Consider the following 22,151-nt stretch of genomic DNA (forward strand, 5'->3'; position numbering starts at 1 on the left):
TGTAAATGCCGGGTGGCGCATGCGCCCCCGGCCTACAGAATGTCTGGCCTCCCGTCTCTCACCGGTGGGTCAAAACAAGCGAGCAATTTGCATGTCTAAATCCATACAGAGCAACAGCGCGGTTCTCGTTCATTTCACGCTGAAACTGGATGATGGCTCCACGGCTGAATCCACCCGCAATAACGGCAAACCCGCCCTGTTTCGTCTCGGCGATACCTCCCTGTCCGAAGGTCTTGAGCAACAGCTGCTTGGCCTGAAAGAAGGCGAGAAAAAGGCATTTTCGCTGGAGCCAGATGCCGCGTTTGGCGTGCCAAGCCCGGACCTTGTTCAGTACTTCTCGCGCCGCGAGTTTATGGATGCAGGTGAGCCGGAAATCGGGGCGATCATGCTCTTTACCGCTATGGATGGCAGCGAAATGCCTGGCGTGATCCGCGAAATCAATGGTGACTCCATCACCGTTGACTTCAACCATCCGCTTGCCGGGCGCTCCGTCCATTTTGATATTGAAGTGCTGGAGATCGATCCGGTACTGGAGGCCTGAAATGCAGATCCTGTTGGCTAACCCGCGCGGCTTTTGCGCCGGTGTAGACCGCGCTATCAGCATTGTTGAAAACGCGCTCGAGATTTACGGCGCGCCGATTTATGTGCGTCACGAAGTGGTGCATAACCGTTATGTCGTCGACAGCCTGCGCGAGCGTGGCGCGATCTTCATTGAGCAGATCAGCGAAGTGCCTGACGGCGCGATCCTGATTTTCTCCGCACACGGGGTTTCTCAGGCGGTGCGTAACGAAGCGAAAAGCCGCGATCTGACCGTGTTCGACGCCACCTGCCCATTAGTGACCAAAGTGCATATGGAAGTGGCGCGCGCCAGCCGTCGTGGTGAAGAGTCGATCCTGATTGGCCATGCCGGCCACCCGGAAGTCGAAGGTACCATGGGCCAGTACAGCAACCCGGAAGGGGGGATGTACCTGGTGGAGTCGCCGGAAGATGTGTTTACGCTGAACGTCAAAAATGAAACGCGTCTCTCGTTTATGACCCAGACGACGCTCTCCGTTGACGATACGTCGGACGTGATTGACGCCCTGCGCCAGCGTTTCCCGAAAATCGTCGGCCCGCGTAAGGACGACATTTGCTACGCCACCACCAATCGCCAGGAAGCGGTGCGTGCTCTGGCTGAACAGGCGGACGTGGTGCTGGTTGTCGGTTCGAAAAACTCTTCTAACTCCAACCGTCTGGCTGAACTTGCGCAGCGAATGGGGAAAGCGGCCTATCTGATTGATGATTCCAGCGATATCCAGGAAGCGTGGGTGAAAAACGTGGCCTGTGTCGGGGTAACCGCCGGCGCCTCGGCTCCGGATATCCTGGTGCAGAACGTGATTTCCCGTCTGCAGGAACTGGGCGGCGGCGAAGCGGTCCCGCTGGAAGGACGCGAAGAGAATATTGTTTTCGAGGTCCCGAAAGAGCTGCGTATCGACGCACGCGAAGTCGAGTAAGTTTCCTCGCGCATGACCCGAATGCCGGCCACGTCAGTGGCCGGCATTTTTATTGCTGATTAACTGTGATTCACCTGACACATTGCGCCTTTGATGCGCAGGTTAATCGTTTAAATTGTTATGCTGGGCGGGTTGTTCTCCTCGGGCCGGAGAAGACGATGACTTCAGATATTATCCTGCCGCCTCTGGTGGCCTGGGCCAGTGGTACACTTGCCCGCGGCGCACTTATTCTTAAATCCACACGCCTTGCCGATCTCAATGGTTTGTTTGCCGATCGAGACGCCTGGGCACAATGCGATCCGCATCAGACGGTGTATGACGTCGAAATGCTGGAATCGCCTGCACAAGAAGGGGCGTTGTTTGTCGGCGTTACCCATTTACATGCAGGTAAAATTGGCCGGGAATTTTTTATGACCCGCGGCCATTTTCATCAACGTCGTGAACAGGGCGAAGTCTATTTTGGACTGCGGGGAAGTGGCCTGCTTTTACTCCAGACGACATCCGGCGAAACCCATCTGGAGTGCGTGATGCCGGGATCCGTCCATATTATTGCGCCTTTTACCGCCCACCGTTTGATCAATACCGGTGAGACCACGCTCTCTTCACTCGCGGTCTGGCCCGCCGTCGCCGGACACGACTATGCCGCATTACCCCACGGTTTTGCCGTGCGGGTATTGGCCACTGACGGTGGCTGGGAGGTTCAGAATGGATAACTTTGGGCTCGACATGACCATCACCCGACACCCGCTGGGGTTCAGCTACGGTGAGGACGTCACTGGCCCGATGCCAGAGATCCGTAAGCTTGATGAGATCCGCGCGTCGTTACGGGACCCTGACTGCTCAGGCCCGGAAGACGTTTATGCTATTGCGATGGATGTCGCCCGTCTGGCAGACCGGCAGGAGCTGAAAAAACGCATGCTGCTGTTTGGGGTCGTGACCTACGCGACGGGAACGCTGGGTGAAGAGCCGATCCGCAGCCAGGGGCATGTTCACCGTAAAAGCCGTCACAGCGGCTGGTCTCCGCCCGAGCTGTATGAAATCTGGCAGGGGCGCGCCATTATCTATATGCAGGAGTATGTTGCGGACGATCCCGGGCGCTGTTTCGCCGTACTGGCCGGGCAGGGTGAAAAGGTGCTGGTTCCGCCTGGCTGGGGGCATGCCACTATCTCTGCCTCGCCGGATGAACCGCTGACCTTCGGTGCGTGGTGCGACAGGGAATATGGTTTTGAATATGATGCCGTGCGGGCGCGTAAAGGACTGGCCTGGTATCCGCTGCTGCAGGGGAGCCATATCATCTGGCAGCACAACACGCATTATCTGCCGGGGCGGCTACAGATGATCACACCGCGTCGCTACAGCGAATTCGGCCTGACGGATGAGCCTGTCTATACGCAATTTATTGCCGATCCTGCTCGCTTTCAGTTTATCTCTCGCCCGGATAAAGTGGCCGAGCTGTGGCATAACTTCCACCCATAAAAAACCGGGGCATTGCCCCGGCTGTCTTATCCGGCAAACAGACCTGACGCGACGCCCAGCGCCGCCAGCGCAAGCAGCACAATCATGGCCCTGACCGGGGAGACGCCACGTTTTGCCATCAGATACCAGGTGCCCAGAACCACCAGAAGCGGTAATAGCTGCGGGAAGATACCGTCAAGCATCTGCTGAACATGGATGTTAACCCCGTCACGGGTGATAAATTCCAGTCCGGTGCCCAGCTTAACGTAGCTTGCCGCCACGCCGCCCATCACAAATACACCCAGCAGAGACAAAGCTTCGCGCAGTCGCGTTGACTTGCTGCTCACCAGCATCTCGACCGATCCTGAACCCATCTGGTAGCCTTTCAGAAACAGGAACCAGGATCCCGGGATAATGATGGCAAGCCAGGCGACGGTGTAGAACAACGGGCCAAGAACATTTCCTCCGGCGGCAAGCGCCATACCGATGCTCAGCAAAATGGGGATCAGCATGCCGGGGATCATTGAGTCACCAATCCCCGCGATTGGTCCCATCAGCCCTACCTTCAGGGTATTGATCGTTTCGCCATCAATGGGCTCGCCGTTGGCTTTTTTCTCTTCCAGCCCAAGCGCCATACCGTTTACGATGGCACCGATCTGCGGCTCCGTGTTGTAAAACGAGGCGTGTCGGCGCAGCATCTCGGTGCGCTGGGCGGCATTCGGGTAGAGTTTTTTGGCGACCGGTAACATGCTCAGACAGAAGCCGAACGATTCCAGACGCTCGAAGCTCATCGAAGAGAGGTTATGCATCATCCACGCTCGCCAGCAGCGGCGCAGATCTTTTCGGGTCAGTTTACGGTCTTCCATCAGAACTCATCCTCATCGTCGGCGGGCCTACCCGGCGTGACAGCCTGCGGCGCTTCCGGCTTGTAGTTGTAATGAATTAACGCCAGCAGGGCGCCCACAATCACCAGCGCCACCATGTTGAGCTTCAGGAACACAATGCATATGAAGCCCACCAGGAAGTAGATCAGCATGCTGTAGCTTTTGATGATCTGCTTAAGCAGGATGGCGATCCCAACGGCCGGTAAGATGCCCCCCAGCACGTTCATGGTCGAAAGCACGATGCCGGGTAGGCTGTCCATAAACCCGCTGATGTACTGCGCGCCAAAATAGACGGCGATAAACGTCGGCACAAAGCGCAGAACAAAGTTCATCACCTGCGGCCAGACCGCGCTGTTAAGATAAATTCCGCGCTCATCACCGAGCTCAAGCGCCACGTCGGCGCGGTGGTTCCAGAACGAGTTCAATACCATCATGGCGTTAAACAGGATCGTTCCGGCAATGCCAATGGTCGCCGCCAGCGCCACGGCCACCTCTGGCCCTTTGCCCGACAGAATCCCCAGCGCGATAGCAGGATAAGCGACAAAATTGAGGTCGGCAGGCATTGAACCGCCGGGGGTGACCATCGCGATATAAACGGCCTGCACCGCCACACCAATCATGATCCCGGTTTTAACGTCGCCCAGAATCAGGCCCACCAGCATCCCCGAAACCAGCGGGCGGGAGATGAGATACCAGCCGCCCGTCAGGCCAAACAGCCAGGGACTACTGAGTGCACCGAGATAGCAAAGCAGACCGATGAGAGAAGCTTCGAAAATCATCATGCGCTCCTTATTTCAGTTTTTGCCGGGCGTCCTGCCAGCTGTAAAAACTGGCATCGGGCACCAGACGAAACTCGATGGCATGCCCCTGTTCAGTCAGCCAGTCAAAGGCTGCTGCCTCCTCTGGCGTTACGGACTGATTAGGGCCAATGGTGGTGGTGTTGGCGCGGGCACTCATTGGCCCGACGTTAATTTTGCCATTGCCGTTCTTCAGGCTTATGCCTGCCTGTTCAAGACGTTGCAGGGTGACAGGCGATTTGCCAATCACGAAGTAGCGCTTATCGCTGGCAATCACTTTCGGCAGCTTTTCGATGGCGGTCAGGGTATCGAACAGCCACACTCTGGTATCTGACACCGCGCCTTTCATTACCGACGAGAGCAGCGGATCGGCCGCGACGGCATCGTCAATTGCCACGATGCCATCACAGGGCAGCTCTTTGGCCCAGCGCGTGACGAGCTGCCCGTGAATCACCCGGTCGTCAATACGTACAAACGAAATGCTCATATAAGCTCCTTAGAAATCGTCGTTCTGGGCGGATTCCACCCGTTTTGCCTGAACCAGGGTGGGCTGCGTTAATTCGATGAGCTGCGCCGCGGCGGCATGGACATCCCGGGCCATCAGAATGTCGTCGGTGAGCAAGAGCATGGGGAAGTTGACTCCTGCCACCACGGCGACCGGCGGATGCGTCTGGGGATTAAACGCGTATTCACAGGCCACATTCCACGGCGTTCCGCTCTGCATATCGCACAGGACGACGATGCCGTCTGCGCCCGCACCTGCGCGGTGGTATGCCGCAGCGAAATCACGGCGAAACCCCGCTATGCCAGCCTGTGCGTTCAGACATACCGCCTGTCGATGAGGAAGATCGCCATACACCATTTTTCCGCTTTCCAGCAGGGCGGTGGCCAGCGGGCCGTGTGTCGCCACAATAATGTGAATCATGGTTAACCTCTTACCCAGGCTTTAATGGTGGCAATGGATTTACCGCAGCTCGGCCCTGACGGAGAAATACGGTATTCGCCTGCGTCAGCGGGGACGATAAACGTTTCTGCGTAGTGCACGACGAACGGGGCGAATGCGCCGCCGGGGCTGTCTACCGTCGCCTCTTCACCTTCAACAAGATTAAGGACATTCACGCCTCCGTGGGGGGAGTGCGTCACCGGTTCACTGAACCAGTGGCGACGCGTTTCGATGAATTCACGCTCGTGAAGCCCGGTCCGCTCTTCGCGCCAGCCGGTGCCTTCGCCGAGGGGTTCACACTGATTCACAAGATGCTGTTCGACCCACTTCGTATCGCGTTGCCAGTCGATCACCTTTTCGCCATGCGCCAGATGAACCGGGCGGGGCTGCCCATCCATTCCCAGTCGTCCCCAGTCCCAGAGCTTGAAGGTGAAAATGTAAGGCGTGGCGCTGATCTCAAGTACCACGGTTCCTGCTCCAGAACAGTGAACCGTACCGGCGGGGATCAAAAAATGATCGTGCTTGTTCGCCGCAAGATGATTGACGAAGCGGGCGTCGTCGAACGGCTTTTCACCGCGGCTGGCCCGTCTGAGGTCGTCCATCATCTCTTCGGGCCGGGTACCCGTTCGGGTCCCCAGATACACCTGAGCCCCTGGTTCTGCCTCAAGGATGTAATAGCTCTCATCCTGGGTGTAATGCATACCAAAATGCTGCTGTATGTACTCCGTGGTCGGATGCACCTGAAAACTCAGGTTCTGCCCGCCGAGGGTATCAAGCAGGTCAAAGCGGATGGGAAATTCCGCACCAAAACGGGCATGCACTTTTTCACCCAGCAGCGCCCGGGGATGCAGCAGCACCAAATCCTGAGAGGGGATCTCGATCCGCACCGCGCCGTAACGAAGCAACAGGCTGTTTTCCTCGGGCACGCAGTCAAAACACCATGCGTAGTTAGGCGCAGAGGGATCGAGATCGAATTTCTGTTTCATCCATTGTCCGCCCCAGACGCCGGGGTCGAAAAAGGGCACTACACGAAAAGGACGTTGGGTGGTGTGTTGCAACCCGGCGCGCAGTGCATCGCCGCCGACCATCGCCGGATTATCCGCCTGGGTGGTATCCAGGAGATAATCAGTACGCCGTAGCAGCGGGGTTTTGTGACGATCGAATACGCGCCATTCAATGAAAAAGGCGCGTTTGTAGCGACGCAGAATATCCTCGTGTTGGTTCGCCGCGCCCCAGTTAGCCAGTTCACCGCTGCGCATGCGCTGCTGGATCTCCCAGCGCGGTAAATCGGCGTAGACCAGAATATCGCCTGCATTAACCAGCGCGGCACCCGGCCCGTAAATAACGATTATCCCTTCGCGGCACCGTTCGACCTGCGCCTGCAACGCCTCGCGTTTCACCGGGTCGATGAATTCCTCGAGCTGGTGGCAGGAGAGCACGCCGAAGACGCGGTCGTCAGTGAGATGTCGGGCCAGCAGCCGGCTTAAAGCGTGTTCGTCGAGACGCATCTGTTCGGCATTGAGCGTCAGCGTAGCCCCCAATGCTGGCAGCAGTTTTGTCTCCAGTTCCTCCAGCCTGACGCCGGGGTAGCAGTCAATGACCAGCACGGTGCGTGTATATTGACCCGCTCTGTGGGTAAGCTCGCGCACAATCGCGTCCCAGCCCTGCCAGGCACAATCGTCATACCCCTCTACTGCGACTTCCGGGATTTTATCGTAAGTTGCCATCTTTTCTCTCCGTCTTCGTTGCTTAAGGTTATTCGATTAACCTTGTTTGGGAAGGGTGATTAACGCGATTAACCCGCCAGTTCTGGCGATAAGTGGCGAAAAGGCGGCCATTATGTGAAGAGGCTCACGCGCAAAAGTGCAAAATTGAGGTTATTCGATTAATCTGATGTGAACGACAAGGAGCGATCATGACGGGTATCACGCTGGCTGATGTGGCAAAACGCGCCGGGGTTTCAACCGCCACCGTATCAATGGTGCTGTGTAATAAAGGGCGGATCTCGCAACGGACCCGGGAGCGCGTACTTCAGGCGCTCGATGAATCGGGCTATGTTTACAATCAGACGGCAGCCAACCTGCGAAACCGCAGCAGTAATCAGGTGGGGCTCCTGTTGCATGACATCACGAACCCTTTTTATGGCGAAATGACGGCAGGTCTAAGCCATGAGATGGAACGCCACGACCTTCTGCTGTTTCTGGCAAACAGCGAAGAGTCGTCCGAGCGACAGCAAAAGTTTGTGGATTCGCTGATGCGTAACAACGTCTGTGGCATGGTGCTGTGTGCCGCGCGAGAAACCCCGCAGGCCTTTTTCGATGGTCTTAAGCGACGCAATATTCCGGCAATTATGGTCGTGCGACCGCTAAACGATCCGGACTTTGATTTTGTGGGAACCGATAACTTCCTTGGCACCCAAATGGCGACAGAGCATCTTCTGAGGATGGGGCATCGTCAGATTGCCTTTATCGGCGGTAGCCTGAATTCGGGGTCTCGCGCTCAGCGTATCGGCGGATTTACCAGTAAATTACTGGAGTATGGTGTGACGCCGAATCCCGAATGGATCGTCACCTCACAGGCAAGCCAGAGTGATGGCGCGCGCGTGGCGGAAGCGTTGTTGATGAACCATCCGCAGATTACCGCTGCAGTGTGTTACCAGGACATTGTTGCCCTTGGCGTTATGCAGTGTTTACGCAAAATGGGACGCGAGCCGGGACGCCATTTTGCCCTGGTGGGCTTTGACGATATTACCGAGGCCGGGCTGGTACAGCCTGCACTGACTACCGTCTCCGTTGCCGCGAAGGAGATAGGACGTAAGGCCGGCGAACTGCTTTTCAGCCGGATACAGGGGAACCGGGAGCCGGCGAAACGCATTATTTTACCGCCCGCGCTGGTGGTCCGCGAATCGTGCGGTTTTCGCTGAAGATTATGCCTTTTGCTGATATTTCTTCCTGTTTATCATTAAATTCTAATTATCGTCGTTTTCAGTTGGCAGCATCTGCAAAGGCTGGTTAATCTGAAAACGGTTTACATCATTTTAACGTAAGAGAATAACTATGCATGATGCACAGATCCGTGTCGCCATTGCGGGCGCGGGTGGACGTATGGGTCGCCAGCTGATTCAGGCGGCACTACAGATGGATGGCGTGGAACTGGGCGCGGCGCTGGAGCGTGACGGCTCATCGTTGCTTGGCGCTGACGCGGGTGAGCTGGCGGGCGCGGGTAAGACAGGCGTTACCGTGCAGAGCAGCCTGGAGGCGGTAAAAGATGACTTTGATGTGTTCATCGATTTTACCCGTCCGGAAGGCACGCTCACGCATCTGGCATTTTGCCGTCAGCACGGTAAAGGAATGGTGATCGGCACCACCGGTTTTGATGATGCCGGGAAGCAGGCTATTCAGGATGCCTCACACGAGATTGCGATTGTCTTCGCCGCAAACTTTAGCGTGGGGGTGAACGTCATGCTGAAGCTGCTGGAGAAGGCAGCGAAGGTCATGGGCAGTTATACCGACATTGAGATTGTTGAAGCGCACCATCGTTATAAAGTCGACGCGCCATCCGGTACGGCGCTGGCGATGGGGGAAGCGATTGCTCATGCACTGGATAAAGATTTGAAAGACTGCGCGGTCTACACCCGTGAAGGGCACACCGGTGAACGTGTTCCCGGCACGATTGGTTTTGCTACCGTCCGCGCGGGCGATATCGTCGGCGAACATACGGCGATGTTCGCCGATATTGGGGAACGCGTCGAGATTACGCATAAGGCATCCAGCCGGATGACGTTTGCAAATGGCGCTGTACGCTCCGCCTTGTGGTTAAAAGACAAGAAAGAGGGTCTTTTTGATATGCGAGATGTGCTTGATCTCAACAATTTGTAACCGTTATTACCCATCGTGATGTGGTTATTGCAGTCGTAATGCTTTGATTGCATAGGGCAATATTTTATTGCCCTTTTATTTTATGTCTTTCATCATGATTTCCTGAATTTACACGCTAAAGTTCATCTCTTCTTCGTGTTTTGTGTTATCTGAATGTAAATTTTGACCGTCTGGTCCACTTTTTGATGCCACGAAGCGGCCTTTCCCATTAAACTTGCCGCGCAAGCGTTTTCCGTAGTGATTTACCTGATCTTTTTGCCGCTTAAGCTCTCCTGGCTCTCTCAGGCTCGCAAAAGAATATGACAAATCTCCGTTTTAAGTTGACTTTTAGCCACCAAATCCCCAGAATGCCGCCGTTTGCCAAAAATCCGCTGGCAACACATTTGCATTGATTCATGACGCGGTTATGAATTAATATGCAAATAAAGTGATTGAATATTCTCTGGAGGGTGTTTTGATTAAGTCAGCGCTATTGGTTCTGGAAGACGGAACCCAGTTTATCGGTCGGGCCATAGGGGCAACGGGTTCGGCGGTTGGGGAAGTCGTTTTCAATACTTCAATGACCGGTTATCAAGAAATCCTCACTGATCCTTCCTATTCTCGCCAAATCGTTACTCTTACTTATCCTCATATCGGCAATGTCGGCACCAATGCTGCTGACGAAGAATCCTCTCAGGTACATGCGCAAGGCCTGGTCATTCGCGACCTGCCGCTGATTGCCAGCAACTACCGCAATACCGAGGACCTCTCTTCCTACCTGAAGCGCCATAACATCGTGGCGATTGCTGATATCGATACCCGTAAGCTGACGCGTCTGCTGCGCGAGAAGGGTGCACAAAACGGTTGTATCATCGCAGGAGATAACCTCGATGCAGCCCTGGCGCTGGAAAAAGCGAAAGCTTTCCCGGGTCTGAACGGCATGGACCTGGCGAAAGAAGTGACCACAGCAGAAGCCTACAGCTGGACGCAGGGAAGCTGGACGCTGGCGGGAGACCTGCCGGAAGCGAAAAAAGAGAGCGACCTGCCATTCCACGTTGTGGCGTACGATTTTGGTGCCAAGCGCAACATCCTGCGTATGCTGGTCGACCGCGGCTGCCGCCTCACGGTTGTCCCGGCGAAAACCTCTGCTGAAGAGGTACTGAAGATGAATCCGGACGGTATCTTCCTGTCCAACGGTCCTGGCGACCCGGCACCATGCGATTACGCTATCGACGCCATCAAATCCTTCCTGGAAACCGATATCCCGGTATTCGGCATCTGTCTGGGTCATCAGCTGCTGGCGCTGGCGAGCGGTGCCAACACCGTGAAGATGAAGTTCGGTCACCACGGTGGGAACCACCCGGTGAAAGATATCGATAACAACACGGTAATGATTACGGCACAGAACCACGGCTTCGCAGTGGATGAGGCGTCAATGCCTGCTAACCTGCGCGTGACCCACAAGTCTCTGTTCGATGGCACCCTGCAGGGGATTCATCGTACCGATAAGCCAGCGTTCAGCTTCCAGGGCCACCCTGAAGCCAGCCCGGGCCCGCACGATGCCGCGCCGCTGTTCGATCACTTCATCGAACTTATTGAGCAATACCGTAAGACCGCTAAATAATCAGGAGCCGAGAAGACCATGCCAAAACGTACAGACATAAAAAGCATCCTGATCCTTGGCGCTGGCCCGATTGTGATCGGCCAGGCCTGCGAATTCGACTACTCCGGTGCCCAGGCGTGTAAAGCCCTGCGCGAAGAGGGTTACCGCGTTATCCTGGTGAACTCTAACCCGGCCACCATCATGACTGACCCGGAAATGGCAGATGCAACCTACATCGAGCCGATTCACTGGGAAGTGGTACGCAAAATCATCGAAAAAGAGCGTCCGGACGCGGTTCTGCCTACCATGGGCGGCCAGACGGCGCTGAACTGCGCGCTGGAGCTGGAGCGTCAGGGCGTGCTGGAAGAGTTCGGCGTGACCATGATTGGTGCGACAGCCGATGCCATTGATAAAGCTGAAGACCGTCGTCGCTTCGACGTGGCGATGAAGAAAATCGGCCTCGACACCGCGCGTTCCGGTATCGCACATACCATGGAAGAAGCGCTGGCTGTGGCGGCTGACGTTGGTTATCCGTGCATCATCCGTCCATCCTTCACCATGGGTGGCACCGGCGGCGGTATCGCCTACAACCGCGAAGAGTTCGAAGAGATTTGTGAACGCGGTCTGGATCTCTCCCCCACCAAAGAGCTGCTGATTGATGAATCGCTGATTGGCTGGAAAGAGTACGAGATGGAAGTGGTGCGTGATAAAAACGACAACTGCATCATCGTCTGCTCCATCGAAAACTTCGATGCGATGGGTATCCACACCGGCGACTCCATCACCGTAGCGCCAGCCCAGACGCTGACCGACAAAGAGTATCAAATCATGCGTAACGCCTCGATGGCGGTACTGCGTGAAATCGGCGTAGAAACGGGTGGCTCTAACGTTCAGTTTGCGGTGAACCCGAAAAACGGTCGCCTGATTGTTATCGAAATGAACCCGCGTGTTTCTCGCTCCTCCGCGCTGGCCTCGAAAGCCACCGGCTTCCCGATTGCGAAAGTGGCCGCGAAACTGGCGGTAGGATATACCCTCGATGAGCTGATGAACGACATCACCGGTGGCCGCACTCCAGCGTCCTTCGAGCCGTCCATCGACTACGTTGTGACCAAGATCCCTCGCTTTAACTTCGAGAAGTTCGCCGGCGCAAACGACCGTCTGACCACGCAGATGAAATCTGTTGGCGAAGTGATGGCGATTGGGCGTACTCAGCAGGAATCCCTGCAGAAAGCGCTGCGTGGCCTGGAAGTGGGTGCCACGGGTTTTGACCCGAAAGTGAGTCTGGAAGACCCTGAAGCGCTGACCAAAATTCGCCGCGAGCTGAAGGACGCAGGCGCAGAGCGTATCTGGTACATCGCCGATGCGTTCCGTGCGGGCCTCTCTGTTGATGGCGTGTTCAACCTGACCAACATCGACCGCTGGTTCCTGGTGCAGATTGAAGAGCTGGTACGTCTGGAAGAAAGAGTCGCGGACCTGGGCATCAATGGCCTGGACGCTGACTTCCTGCGCGTACTGAAGCGTAAAGGCTTCGCCGATGCGCGTCTGGCCAAGCTGGCGGGGGTACGTGAAGCGGAAATCCGCAAGCTACGTGACCAGTATGACCTGCACCCGGTCTACAAACGCGTGGATACCTGTGCAGCGGAGTTCGCGACCGACACCGCTTACATGTACTCCACGTATGAAGATGAGTGTGAAGCGAATCCGTCCGTCGACCGCGACAAGATTATGGTGCTGGGCGGCGGTCCTAACCGTATCGGCCAGGGCATCGAGTTTGACTACTGCTGCGTTCACGCCTCCCTGGCACTGCGCGAAGACGGTTACGAGACCATCATGGTCAACTGTAACCCGGAAACCGTGTCGACCGACTACGATACCTCCGACCGCCTCTACTTTGAGCCGGTAACGCTGGAAGATGTGCTGGAAATCGTGCGTATCGAGAAGCCTAAAGGCGTAATCGTGCAATACGGTGGCCAGACCCCACTGAAACTGGCGCGCGCGCTGGAAGCCGCTGGTGTGCCGGTAATCGGTACCAGCCCGGATGCAATCGACCGTGCAGAAGACCGTGAACGTTTCCAGCAGGCGGTTGACCGTCTGAAGCTGAAACAGCCGGCCAATGCCACCGTCACCGCTATCGAGATGGCTGTTGAGAAGGCGAAAGAGATTGGCTACCCGCTGGTGGTACGTCCTTCGTACGTGCTGGGCGGCCGCGCGATGGAAATCGTCTACGACGAAGCTGATCTGCGTCGCTACTTCCAGACGGCAGTGAGCGTGTCCAACGATGCGCCGGTTCTGCTCGACCGCTTCCTCGACGATGCCGTTGAAGTGGATGTGGATGCCATCTGTGACGGCGAAATGGTGCTAATTGGCGGTATCATGGAGCACATCGAACAGGCAGGCGTTCACTCCGGTGACTCCGCATGTTCCCTGCCAGCGTACACCCTGAGCCAGGAAATTCAGGACGTGATGCGCCAGCAGGTGCAGAAGCTGGCCTTCGAACTGCAGGTTCGCGGTCTGATGAACGTCCAGTTCGCTGTCAAAGACAACGAAGTCTACCTGATTGAAGTGAACCCGCGTGCAGCACGTACCGTACCGTTCGTCTCTAAAGCTACCGGTGTTCCGCTGGCGAAAGTGGCGGCGCGCGTGATGGCGGGCCAGACGCTGGCACAGCAGGGCGTGACGAAAGAAATTATCCCACCGTACTACTCGGTGAAAGAAGTGGTACTGCCGTTCAACAAATTCCCGGGCGTCGACCCGCTGTTAGGGCCAGAAATGCGTTCTACCGGGGAAGTGATGGGCGTGGGCCGCACCTTCGCAGAAGCGTTCGCGAAGGCGCAGTTAGGCAGTAACTCCACCATGAAAAAATCTGGCCGTGCGCTGCTCTCTGTTCGCGAAGGCGATAAAGAGCGCGTGGTTGACCTGGCGGCTAAGCTGCTGAAACAGGGCTTCGAGCTGGATGCAACCCACGGCACGGCCATTGTGCTGGGTGAAGCGGGCATTAATCCGCGTCTGGTGAACAAGGTGCATGAAGGTCGTCCGCACATTCAGGATCGCATCAAGAATGGCGAATACACCTACATCATTAACACCACCGCAGGTCGTCAGGCGATTGAAGACTCCAAGCTGATTCGCCGCAGCGCGCTGCAGTACAAAGTGCATTACGACACTACCCTGAACGGTGGTTTCGCCACCGCGATGGCACTGAACGCTGATGCCACCGAGAAGGTGATTTCCGTTCAGGAAATGCACGCCCAGATTAACAAGTAAGCCAACATACCCGGCAGTATTCGCTGCCGGGTATTATTCCCACCTTCAGAACCTTCTGGTTTTCCAACCGCATTCAGTCAGTTAGCCTAAAATGGTTAGGTCGATAACGAAATTCAACTGAGAGCAGGGGAAAACACCATGCAAAATAAACTTCTGATCGCGTCCGTTCTGGCTGCCACCGCCATGTTTACCGTTGCGGGCTGTTCATCTAATCAGGCAGTAAAAACCACGGATGGCCGTACGATAGTGACTGACGGTAAGCCGCAGGTCGATGATGACACCGGTCTGGTTTCCTATAAAAACGCCGAAACGGGTCAAACTGAACAGATCAACCGTGACCAGGTGAAATCCATGGGCGAACTGGATAACTAGTTCAGATTTCTGACGTTAGCCCGTCAATAATATTCACTATTAGCCTGTTGAATTACTGACTACACTCTTTTGGTAAAAGAAGGCAGTAAAACAACAGGCTAATTAATGATTCTGATAATTTACGCACATCCGTATCCGCATCACTCGCATGCAAATAAACGGATGCTTGAGCAGGTAAGGACGCTTGATAACGTAGAGATACGTTCCCTCTATCAACTTTATCCCGATTTTAATATCGATATCGCCGCCGAACAGGAGGCGCTCTCTCGTGCCGATTTAATTATCTGGCAGCATCCGATGCAATGGTACAGCACCCCTCCGCTCCTCAAACTGTGGATCGATAAAGTCTTTTCCCACGGCTGGGCGTATGGCCACAACGGTCACGCGCTTAAAGGTAAAAGCCTGATGTGGGCCGTGACCACCGGCGGGGGAGAAAGCCACTTCGATATTGGTGCTTTCCCGGGCTTTGAGGTGCTGTCACAGCCGCTGCAGGCGACGGCGCTCTATTGTGGGCTGAACTGGCTCCCTCCTTTTGCGATGCACTGTACGTTCGTTTGCGATGATGAGACGTTGCAGGCGCAGGCACGCCATTATAAACAACGGTTACTTGAGTGGCAGGAGGCGAACAATGGATAGCCATACGCTGATACAGGCGCTGATTTACCTCGGCGCGGCTGCGCTGATTGTACCCGTGGCGGTACGTCTGGGGCTGGGTTCGGTGCTGGGCTACCTGATTGCCGGCTGTGTCATTGGACCGTGGGGCTTCCGTCTGGTGACCGATGCCGAGGCGATTCTCCATTTCGCTGAGATCGGCGTCGTGCTGATGCTGTTTGTAATTGGCCTGGAGCTGGATCCCCGGCGGTTATGGAAACTGCGCGCTTCGGTATTTGGTGGGGGAGCGTTGCAGATGGTGGCCTGTGGTCTGCTGCTGGGTGGGTTCTGTATCCTGCTGGGCATGGACTGGAAAGTCGCGACACTCATCGGCCTGACGCTGGCACTCTCCTCAACGGCCATTGCCATGCAGGCAATGAACGAGCGTAACCTGACGGTCTCTCAGATGGGGCGCAGCGCGTTTTCGGTGCTGCTGTTCCAGGATATTGCCGCCATCCCGCTGGTGGCGATGATCCCGCTGCTGGCCGCAAGCGGTGCCTCAACGACCATGGGAGCTTTTGCGCTTTCCGCGCTGAAAGTGGTTGGTGCCCTGGCGCTGGTTATTCTGCTTGGCCGCTACGTGACCCGTCCGTTGCTGCGCTTTGTCGCTCGCTCCGGCCTGCGTGAAGTTTTCAGTGCCGTTGCGCTGTTCCTGGTGTTTGGCTTTGGTTTGCTGCTCGAGGAAGCCGGCCTATCGATGGCTATGGGGGCGTTCCTGGCAGGGGTGCTGCTGGCCAGTTCTGAATATCGCCATGCGCTGGAAAGTGATATCGAGCCGTTTAAGGGATTATTGCTGGGGCTGTTTTTCATCGGCGTGGGGATGTCTATCGACTTTGGCACGCTGGTAACGCATCCGCTTCGGATCCTCATCCTGCTGGTCGGTTTCCTGGTCATTAAGATGGGCATGTTGTGGCTGATAGCGCGTCCATTAACGGTGCCCAACAAGCAGCGTCGTTGGTTTGCCGTACTGCTGGGGCAGGGGAGTGAGTTTGCATTCGTGGTCTTTGGCGCGGCGCAGATGGCCAACGTACTGGATGCTGAGTGGGCGAAAGCGCTGACGCTTGCCGTCGCACTGTCGATGGCCGCAACGCCTGTTCTGCTGGTGGTGCTGGCGCGTCTGGAAAAAACGGGGAGCGAGCAAGAACGCGAAGCCGACGAGATCGACGAGGAGCAGCCACGGGTGATCATCGCCGGGTTTGGTCGCTTCGGGCAGATCGTGGGCCGTTTGCTGTTGTCGAGCGGGGTCAAAATGGTGATCCTCGACCACGATCCCGACCATGTTGAGACCCTGCGGAAATTCGACATGAAAGTGTTTTACGGGGATGCAACGCGTGTCGATCTGCTGGAGTCCGCCGGGGCGGCGAAAGCCGAAGTGTTGATTAACGCAATCGACGATCCGGAGACCAGCATGCAGATGGTGGAGCTGGTCAAGGAACACTTCCCCGAGCTGACCATTATCTCTCGCGCCCGCGATGTGGATCACTACATCCGGCTGCGTCAGGCAGGGGTGGAGGCGCCAGAGCGTGAAACGTTCGAAGGTGCGCTCAAGTCTGGCCGGATGGCGCTGGAAAATCTGGGGCTAGGTGCCTATGAAGCCCGTGAACGTGCGGACCTGTTCCGCCGCTTTAACACCGAGATGGTGGAAGAGATGGTGGCGATGGCGGGCAGCACAGCCACCGAGCGTGCAGCGGTGTTTAAACGCACCAGCGCGATGCTGACGGAAATCATTAACGAGGACCGCAATCACCTGTCGCTTATCCAGCGTCACGGCTGGCAGGGCACGGAAGAGGGCAAGCATACCGGCGATCCGGCGGACGAACCGGAGAGTAAACCTTCCGCGTGAAGTGGAGTTGCCAGCAATATTAAAAAATTTCTCTATCTTTACTCAGCCGCCAGTCGACGAAAGATTAAGCTTTCCGTATAGTGGCGGCAATTTTTTGCATCCGGGAAATTTTCAATGATCAGTCTGATTGCAGCGCTGGCGGTGGACCGTGTTATCGGTATGGAAAATGCCATGCCGTGGAACCTGCCTGCCGATCTCGCATGGTTTAAACGTACTACGTTAAACAAGCCGGTAGTGATGGGCCGCCTGACCTGGGAGTCGATTGGTCGTCCATTACCGGGCCGTAAAAATATCGTTATCAGTAGCCAGCCTGGCACTGACGATCGCGTCGAATGGGTGAAGTCCGTAGACGAGGCCATTGCCGCATGCGGTAATGCCGAAGAGATCATGGTGATTGGCGGTGGGCGTGTGTACGAACAGTTCCTGCCGAAAGCACAGAAGCTGTATCTGACCCACATTGATGCGGAAGTGGAAGGGGATACGCATTTCCCGGACTACGATCCTGATGAGTGGGAATCTGTCTTCAGTGAATTCCACGACGCGGATGCGCAGAACTCCCACAGCTACTGCTTCGAAATTCTGGAACGTCGCTAAGTGAATGTCCCTCTCCCGTCCGGGGGAGGGAAATCCTCATCAGGAGGCAACGGCCTCGTCTTCCCCTAAGTCCAGCTGTCGGTTGGATGGCTGAACAAAGTACGTTTTATCTTCCCAGCGCAAGCAGGTTAACTCTCCACCCCAGCAGCAGCCGGTATCGAGACCGTAGATCCCCTCCGGTGTGCCTTTTCCTTCAAGCGACGCCCAGTGGCCAAACACCACGTTATAGGCGTTGGTCACCGGACCGGGAATGGCAAACCACGGTTTAAGAGGCGCAGGGGCGCTTTCCGGTGTCTCTTTGCAATACATATCCAGCTGCCCGTTCGGGAAGCAAAAACGCATGCGGGTGAAAGCGTTCGTAATAAAGCGCAGGCGGGCCAGACCGCTAAGATCTTCGCTCCAGTGATTCGGCATATCGCCGTACATCGCGTCGAGGAAGAAAGGATACGAGTCGCTTGCCAGCACCGCTTCAACGTCACGCGCACAGGTTTTCGCCGTCTCAAGATCCCACTGAGGGGTGATCCCGGCATGCGCCATGACCAGTTTTTTCTCTTCATCGATCTGCAGCAGCGGCTGGCGGCGTAGCCAGTTGATGAGAACATCTGCGTCCGGGGCTTCCAGCAAAGGCGAGAGACGATCTTTGGGTTTGTTGCGACTGATCCCGGCAAAGACGGCCAGCAAATGCAGATCATGATTGCCCAGTACCATGCGCACGCTGTCGCCCAGTGATTTGACGAAGCGTAGAACGTCCAGCGAGCCAGGGCCCCGCGCCACTAAATCGCCCGTCAGCCAGAGCGTATCTTGTCCAGGCGTAAAGTCGACCTGTTTTAACAATGCGATCAGTTCATCGTAGCAACCGTGAACGTCGCCAATCAGATATGTAGACATTAGATTAATGAATGAGTGTTGTAACGGCGAGACGGAACACAGGAATAGCAACGCGGAACACATTGCCATCGACGTCGACCATTTCGTAATGGCCCTGCATGGTACCCAGCGGCGTTTCGATCACGGCACCGCTGGTATATTGATACTCTTCGCCAGGGTCGATGTGGGGCTGTTCACCAACCACACCTTCACCCTGAACTTCGATTTCGCGGCCGTTGCCGTTGGTGATAAGCCAGTAGCGCCCAAGCAGTTGCACAGGCATCCGCCCCAGATTGCGAATGGTCACGGTGTAAGCGAAGACAAAACGTTCTTCATCCGGTGAGGACTGGGATTCAACATAAACGCTTTGTACATGGACACATACGCGGGGCGAATCAATCATGGCTTAACTCTCCTTCGGCGGCGCATTTTCGCTGATGTAATTAGCCAGCTTGCAGTACTGTTCTACGGAAATATTTTCTGCACGCATTGCCGGGTCAATACCCAACTCAGTCAGCACTTCAACGGTAAACAGATTGCCCAGGCTGTTACGGATCGTTTTACGGCGCTGGTTAAACGCTTCCGTAGTAATGCGGCTCAGCACGCGCAGGTCTTTCACCGGGTACGGCATTATTTTATGCGGTACAAGACGCACTACCGCAGAGTCCACTTTTGGTGGCGGCGTAAAGGCGGTTGGCGGTACTTCGAGCACCGGGATCACGTTGCAGAAATATTGCGCCATCACGCTCAAACGACCATACGCTTTACTGTTCGGCCCTGCAACCAGACGGTTAACCACCTCTTTTTGCAACATGAAGTGCATGTCGGCAATGGCATCAGTATAGCTAAACAGGTGGAACATTAGCGGTGTGGAAATGTTGTACGGCAGGTTACCGAACACGCGCAGCGGTTGGCCCATTTTTTCCGACAGCTCACCAAAGTTCATGGTCATGGCATCCTGCTGATAAATCGTCAGCTTTGGCCCCAGGAACGGATGAGTTTGCAGGCGTGCGGCGAGATCGCGATCGAGTTCGATAACGGTCAGTTCGTCCAGGCGTTCGCCTACGGGTTCAGTCAGAGCGGCAAGACCCGGGCCGATTTCGACCATAGCCTGACCTTTCTGCGGATTAATGGCAGACACGATACTGTCGATCACGAACTGATCGTTGAGGAAGTTTTGCCCGAAGCGTTTTCGGGCTAAGTGGCCCTGATGGACTCGATTAGTCATTGAGTATTAACAATCATTTTGATGGCGAGATTAAGCGCCGTAATAAAACTGCCGACATCCGCTTTCCCCTGGCCTGCCAGATCCAGCGCAGTACCGTGGTCAACGGACGTTCGAATAAAAGGTAAACCGAGGGTGATATTCACCCCGCGGCCAAAGCCCTGGTATTTTAGCACGGGCAGGCCTTGATCGTGGTACATCGCGAGCACGGCGTCCGCATTATCCAGGTATTTTGGCTGGAAAAGGGTATCGGCAGGCAACGGCCCGCTTAAGTTCATCCCTTTTGCCCGCATTTCTTGAAGCACCGGAATAATGGTGTCGATCTCTTCGGTACCCATATGTCCGCCTTCACCGGCGTGCGGGTTCAGGCCGCAGACCAGCACATGCGGCTGTTTGATGCCGAATTTGGTTTGCAGGTCGTGATGCAGGATCCCGATGATCTCCCGTAAAAGAGACGGAGTAATGGCATCCGGAATGGCCCTGATGGGCAAATGGGTCGTCACGAGGGCAACGCGCATTGCTTCTGTCGCCAGCATCATGACCACTTTCGGGCTGTGCGAGCGCTCTTCAAAGAACTCCGTGTGCCCGGTAAACGGTATCCCCGCCTCGTTGATAACGCCTTTGTGCACGGGACCGGTGATCAGGGCGGCAAATTCGCCCTTCAGGCAACCGTCGCAGGCACGCGCCAGCGTCTCTACAACATAGTGGCCGTTTTCGGTACTGAGCTGACCCGGGATGACGGGAGTACGAAGTGGAACAGGAAGAAGCGTAAGCGTGCCGGCTTGCTGTGGTGCAGGCTGCTGGCCTTCAACGTAGGGGATGAGCGTTAAAGGCAGACCGAGCAGCGTTGCCCGGTCTTGTAACAGTGTTGCATCAGCGCAGACAACCAGTTCCACCGGCCAGCTGCGCTGGGCGAGCTGGACAACGAGGTCAGGCCCAATCCCGGCAGGTTCGCCGGGAGTGATCACAACACGATGCTGTTTCATTAGTTGCTCAGTACTTTCACATAAGCGCTGGCGCGTTGTTCCTGCATCCAGGTTGCTGCTTCTTCAGAGAACTTACGGTTAAACAGCATGCGGTAGGCTCTGTCTTTCTGCGCCGCGTCCGTTTTATCAACATTGCGGGTATCCAACAGTTCGATCAGATGCCAGCCGAAGGAGGAGTGCACCGGGGCGCTCATCTGGCCTTTGTTCAGCTTCATCAGTGCGTCACGGAACGCAGGATCGTAGATATCCGCGGCCGCCCAGCCCAGATCGCCGCCCTGATTAGCAGAGCCGGGATCCTGAGAGAACTCTTTCGCGGCATTCGCAAACGAGGTTTTTCCGCTCTTAATGTCTGCGGCAATCTGTTGCAGTTTCACGCGCGCCTGATCGTCAGTCATGATAGGTGACGGCTTGAGGAGAATATGGCGAGCGTGAACTTCGGTAACCGAAATGTTCTGACTCTGACCGCGCAGATCGTTCACTTTCAGGATGTGGAAGCCCACGCCTGAACGGATGGGACCCACGATGTCACCTTTCTTCGCCGTGCTCAGCGCCTGAGCAAAGATGGAAGGCAGCTCCTGGATACGTCCCCAGCCCATCTGGCCGCCTTTCAGCGCCTGTTGGTCAGCGGAGTAGGTGATGGCCAGTTTGCCAAAGTCACCGCCGTTACGTGCCTGCTCGACAATCGAACGCGCCTGGCTTTCAGCTTCCGCAGCCTGGTCGGAGGTTGGGTTCTCTGGCAGCGGGATCAGAATGTGGCTCAGGTTCAGTTCGGTGCTGGCGTCGTTCTGGTTACCCACCTGTTTTGCCAGCGCGTCCACTTCCTGAGGCAGGATCGTGACGCGGCGACGGACTTCATTGTTACGTACTTCCGAAATCAGCATCTCTTTACGGATCTGATTACGGTACGTTGCATAGCTGATGCCATCATAGGCCAGACGGCTGCGCATCTGGTCCAGGCTCATGTTGTTCTGCTTCGCGATGTTAGCAATGGCCTGATCGAGCTGCTCGTCAGTGACCTTCACACCCATTTTCTGACCCATTTGCAGGACAATCTGATCCATGATCAGACGTTCCAGGATCTGATGGCGCAGGGTAGCGTCATCCGGAAGTTGCTGACCTGCTTCACCCGAATTGAGCTTCACAGATTTCATCAAACCGTCAACGTCGCTTTCGAGCACGACGCCGTTGTTAACCACAGCGGCGACCTTATCAACAACCTGGGGGGCCGCGAAGCTGGTATTCGCGACCATAGCGACACCGAGCAGCAGCGTTTTCCAGTTCTTCATACTTTTTCCATTTCAATTAACCGCAAAGCGG

Annotated in this window: 22 protein-coding genes; 12 read left to right on the forward strand and 10 right to left on the reverse strand. The window is 55.8% G+C overall.

Going from position 1 to position 22,151, the window contains the following annotated elements:
- Nucleotides 1-91: 91 nt before the first annotated feature.
- From fkpB to AAIR21_RS12105, 4 genes are all read left to right on the forward strand, one after another.
- Nucleotides 92-541 (forward strand): FKBP-type peptidyl-prolyl cis-trans isomerase, encoded by a 450-nt coding sequence (fkpB, locus tag AAIR21_RS12090; protein ID WP_183516770.1) that lies wholly within the window; start codon nt 92-94, stop codon nt 539-541.
- A 1-nt stretch (nt 542) separates the two neighbouring features.
- A complete protein-coding gene (gene ispH / locus AAIR21_RS12095; RefSeq protein ID WP_020882547.1) occupies nt 543-1,493 on the forward strand; it encodes a 4-hydroxy-3-methylbut-2-enyl diphosphate reductase in 951 nt (316 codons plus the stop codon).
- Nucleotides 1,494-1,651: 158 nt separating this feature from the next.
- A complete protein-coding gene (locus AAIR21_RS12100; RefSeq protein WP_047955031.1) occupies nt 1,652-2,206 on the forward strand; it encodes a glucose-6-phosphate isomerase family protein in 555 nt (184 codons plus the stop codon).
- Nucleotides 2,199-2,969, forward strand: a complete 771-nt coding sequence (locus AAIR21_RS12105; protein ID WP_073397153.1) for a glucose-6-phosphate isomerase family protein — start codon at nt 2,199-2,201, stop codon at nt 2,967-2,969. Before AAIR21_RS12100 ends, AAIR21_RS12105 begins: the two co-directional genes overlap by 8 nt.
- A gap of 26 nt (nt 2,970-2,995) precedes the next feature.
- Here the strand turns inward: AAIR21_RS12105 and AAIR21_RS12110 are convergent, their stop codons facing one another.
- From AAIR21_RS12110 to AAIR21_RS12130, 5 genes are read right to left on the reverse strand one after another with little or no spacing between them, the layout of a single operon-like run.
- The gene (locus AAIR21_RS12110; RefSeq protein ID WP_025205463.1) at nt 2,996-3,814 is read right to left on the reverse strand and encodes a PTS system mannose/fructose/sorbose family transporter subunit IID; all 819 of its coding nucleotides are present in this window, start codon (nt 3,812-3,814) and stop codon (nt 2,996-2,998) included.
- Entirely contained in the window at nt 3,814-4,611 is a 798-nt protein-coding gene (locus AAIR21_RS12115; RefSeq protein WP_025205460.1) for a PTS mannose/fructose/sorbose/N-acetylgalactosamine transporter subunit IIC, read from the reverse strand. The genes AAIR21_RS12110 and AAIR21_RS12115 overlap by 1 nt, the downstream gene beginning before the upstream one ends.
- Nucleotides 4,612-4,621: 10 nt before the next feature.
- Nucleotides 4,622-5,116 carry a PTS system mannose/fructose/N-acetylgalactosamine-transporter subunit IIB gene (locus tag AAIR21_RS12120; RefSeq protein WP_025205458.1) on the reverse strand — a complete coding sequence of 165 codons (495 nt, stop codon included), beginning with the start codon at nt 5,114-5,116 and terminating at the stop codon, nt 4,622-4,624.
- A 9-nt stretch (nt 5,117-5,125) separates the two neighbouring features.
- Complete coding sequence (locus AAIR21_RS12125) at nt 5,126-5,554, reverse strand: PTS sugar transporter subunit IIA (RefSeq protein WP_025205457.1); 429 nt, start codon at nt 5,552-5,554, stop codon at nt 5,126-5,128.
- Between the two features lie 2 nt (nt 5,555-5,556).
- Nucleotides 5,557-7,299: a class I mannose-6-phosphate isomerase gene (locus tag AAIR21_RS12130; RefSeq protein ID WP_183516769.1), complete on the reverse strand. Its 1,743-nt coding sequence runs from the start codon at nt 7,297-7,299 to the stop codon at nt 5,557-5,559.
- Nucleotides 7,300-7,487: 188 nt separating this feature from the next.
- On the opposite strand from AAIR21_RS12130, the gene AAIR21_RS12135 reads away from it, so the two are divergent.
- The 8 genes from AAIR21_RS12135 to folA all read left to right on the forward strand — a co-directional run bounded on the left by AAIR21_RS12135 (nt 7,488) and on the right by folA (nt 17,756).
- A complete protein-coding gene (locus tag AAIR21_RS12135) occupies nt 7,488-8,495 on the forward strand; it encodes a LacI family DNA-binding transcriptional regulator (RefSeq protein ID WP_020882554.1) in 1,008 nt (335 codons plus the stop codon).
- A gap of 133 nt (nt 8,496-8,628) precedes the next feature.
- Nucleotides 8,629-9,450: a 4-hydroxy-tetrahydrodipicolinate reductase gene (dapB, locus tag AAIR21_RS12140; protein ID WP_138613259.1), complete on the forward strand. Its 822-nt coding sequence runs from the start codon at nt 8,629-8,631 to the stop codon at nt 9,448-9,450.
- A 454-nt stretch (nt 9,451-9,904) separates the two neighbouring features.
- Nucleotides 9,905-11,053, forward strand: coding sequence for a glutamine-hydrolyzing carbamoyl-phosphate synthase small subunit (gene carA, locus AAIR21_RS12145; protein WP_020882556.1), 1,149 nt, complete (start codon nt 9,905-9,907; stop codon nt 11,051-11,053).
- Between the two features lie 18 nt (nt 11,054-11,071).
- Nucleotides 11,072-14,296, forward strand: coding sequence for a carbamoyl-phosphate synthase large subunit (carB, locus tag AAIR21_RS12150; RefSeq protein WP_014168589.1), 3,225 nt, complete (start codon nt 11,072-11,074; stop codon nt 14,294-14,296).
- A gap of 138 nt (nt 14,297-14,434) precedes the next feature.
- Nucleotides 14,435-14,668, forward strand: a complete 234-nt coding sequence (locus AAIR21_RS12155; RefSeq protein ID WP_010427047.1) for a YgdI/YgdR family lipoprotein — start codon at nt 14,435-14,437, stop codon at nt 14,666-14,668.
- A 105-nt stretch (nt 14,669-14,773) separates the two neighbouring features.
- On the forward strand, nt 14,774-15,304 hold the full coding sequence (gene kefF / locus AAIR21_RS12160; RefSeq protein WP_020882557.1) for a glutathione-regulated potassium-efflux system oxidoreductase KefF: 531 nt from the start codon (nt 14,774-14,776) through the stop codon (nt 15,302-15,304).
- Nucleotides 15,297-17,162, forward strand: coding sequence for a glutathione-regulated potassium-efflux system protein KefC (gene kefC / locus AAIR21_RS12165; protein WP_020882558.1), 1,866 nt, complete (start codon nt 15,297-15,299; stop codon nt 17,160-17,162). The genes kefF and kefC overlap by 8 nt, the downstream gene beginning before the upstream one ends.
- 114 nt (nt 17,163-17,276) lie before the next feature.
- Nucleotides 17,277-17,756, forward strand: coding sequence for a type 3 dihydrofolate reductase (folA, locus tag AAIR21_RS12170; protein ID WP_008502023.1), 480 nt, complete (start codon nt 17,277-17,279; stop codon nt 17,754-17,756).
- 39 nt (nt 17,757-17,795) lie between these two features.
- Here folA and apaH read toward each other — a convergent pair whose 3' ends face one another.
- From apaH to surA, 5 genes are read right to left on the reverse strand one after another with little or no spacing between them, the layout of a single operon-like run.
- On the reverse strand, nt 17,796-18,644 hold the full coding sequence (apaH, locus tag AAIR21_RS12175) for a bis(5'-nucleosyl)-tetraphosphatase (symmetrical) ApaH (RefSeq protein WP_025205445.1): 849 nt from the start codon (nt 18,642-18,644) through the stop codon (nt 17,796-17,798).
- 4 nt (nt 18,645-18,648) lie between these two features.
- On the reverse strand, nt 18,649-19,026 hold the full coding sequence (apaG, locus tag AAIR21_RS12180; RefSeq protein WP_014168594.1) for a Co2+/Mg2+ efflux protein ApaG: 378 nt from the start codon (nt 19,024-19,026) through the stop codon (nt 18,649-18,651).
- 3 nt (nt 19,027-19,029) lie between these two features.
- Nucleotides 19,030-19,851 (reverse strand): 16S rRNA (adenine(1518)-N(6)/adenine(1519)-N(6))-dimethyltransferase RsmA, encoded by an 822-nt coding sequence (gene rsmA, locus AAIR21_RS12185; protein WP_014168595.1) that lies wholly within the window; start codon nt 19,849-19,851, stop codon nt 19,030-19,032.
- On the reverse strand, nt 19,848-20,834 hold the full coding sequence (gene pdxA, locus AAIR21_RS12190; protein ID WP_014168596.1) for a 4-hydroxythreonine-4-phosphate dehydrogenase PdxA: 987 nt from the start codon (nt 20,832-20,834) through the stop codon (nt 19,848-19,850). The genes rsmA and pdxA overlap by 4 nt, the downstream gene beginning before the upstream one ends.
- A complete protein-coding gene (surA, locus tag AAIR21_RS12195; protein ID WP_014168597.1) occupies nt 20,834-22,120 on the reverse strand; it encodes a peptidylprolyl isomerase SurA in 1,287 nt (428 codons plus the stop codon). The genes pdxA and surA overlap by 1 nt, the downstream gene beginning before the upstream one ends.
- Nucleotides 22,121-22,151: the final 31 nt, after the last annotated feature.

Origin of the sequence: Enterobacter sp. PTB, from assembly GCF_051130085.1 — a bacterium.
GTDB classification, from domain to species: domain Bacteria; phylum Pseudomonadota; class Gammaproteobacteria; order Enterobacterales; family Enterobacteriaceae; genus Enterobacter; species Enterobacter ludwigii.

Bases quoted from the DNA above. Each gene is read 5' to 3' on its own strand.
- folA (WP_008502023.1), top strand. From the start codon at position 17,277: ATGATCAGTCTGATTGCAGCGCTGGCGGTGGACCGTGTTATCGGTATG.
- surA (WP_014168597.1), bottom strand. From the start codon at position 22,120: ATGAAGAACTGGAAAACGCTGCTGCTCGGTGTCGCTATGGTCGCGAAT.
- AAIR21_RS12135 (WP_020882554.1), top strand. From the start codon at position 7,488: ATGACGGGTATCACGCTGGCTGATGTGGCAAAACGCGCCGGGGTTTCA.
- ispH (WP_020882547.1), top strand. From the start codon at position 543: ATGCAGATCCTGTTGGCTAACCCGCGCGGCTTTTGCGCCGGTGTAGAC.
- rsmA (WP_014168595.1), bottom strand. From the start codon at position 19,851: ATGACTAATCGAGTCCATCAGGGCCACTTAGCCCGAAAACGCTTCGGG.
- carB (WP_014168589.1), top strand. From the start codon at position 11,072: ATGCCAAAACGTACAGACATAAAAAGCATCCTGATCCTTGGCGCTGGC.
- dapB (WP_138613259.1), top strand. From the start codon at position 8,629: ATGCATGATGCACAGATCCGTGTCGCCATTGCGGGCGCGGGTGGACGT.
- apaG (WP_014168594.1), bottom strand. From the start codon at position 19,026: ATGATTGATTCGCCCCGCGTATGTGTCCATGTACAAAGCGTTTATGTT.
- kefC (WP_020882558.1), top strand. From the start codon at position 15,297: ATGGATAGCCATACGCTGATACAGGCGCTGATTTACCTCGGCGCGGCT.
- AAIR21_RS12115 (WP_025205460.1), bottom strand. From the start codon at position 4,611: ATGATTTTCGAAGCTTCTCTCATCGGTCTGCTTTGCTATCTCGGTGCA.
- fkpB (WP_183516770.1), top strand. From the start codon at position 92: ATGTCTAAATCCATACAGAGCAACAGCGCGGTTCTCGTTCATTTCACG.
- apaH (WP_025205445.1), bottom strand. From the start codon at position 18,644: ATGTCTACATATCTGATTGGCGACGTTCACGGTTGCTACGATGAACTG.
- AAIR21_RS12105 (WP_073397153.1), top strand. From the start codon at position 2,199: ATGGATAACTTTGGGCTCGACATGACCATCACCCGACACCCGCTGGGG.
- AAIR21_RS12155 (WP_010427047.1), top strand. From the start codon at position 14,435: ATGCAAAATAAACTTCTGATCGCGTCCGTTCTGGCTGCCACCGCCATG.
- pdxA (WP_014168596.1), bottom strand. From the start codon at position 20,834: ATGAAACAGCATCGTGTTGTGATCACTCCCGGCGAACCTGCCGGGATT.
- kefF (WP_020882557.1), top strand. From the start codon at position 14,774: ATGATTCTGATAATTTACGCACATCCGTATCCGCATCACTCGCATGCA.
- AAIR21_RS12120 (WP_025205458.1), bottom strand. From the start codon at position 5,116: ATGAGCATTTCGTTTGTACGTATTGACGACCGGGTGATTCACGGGCAG.
- AAIR21_RS12125 (WP_025205457.1), bottom strand. From the start codon at position 5,554: ATGATTCACATTATTGTGGCGACACACGGCCCGCTGGCCACCGCCCTG.
- AAIR21_RS12100 (WP_047955031.1), top strand. From the start codon at position 1,652: ATGACTTCAGATATTATCCTGCCGCCTCTGGTGGCCTGGGCCAGTGGT.
- AAIR21_RS12130 (WP_183516769.1), bottom strand. From the start codon at position 7,299: ATGGCAACTTACGATAAAATCCCGGAAGTCGCAGTAGAGGGGTATGAC.
- AAIR21_RS12110 (WP_025205463.1), bottom strand. From the start codon at position 3,814: ATGGAAGACCGTAAACTGACCCGAAAAGATCTGCGCCGCTGCTGGCGA.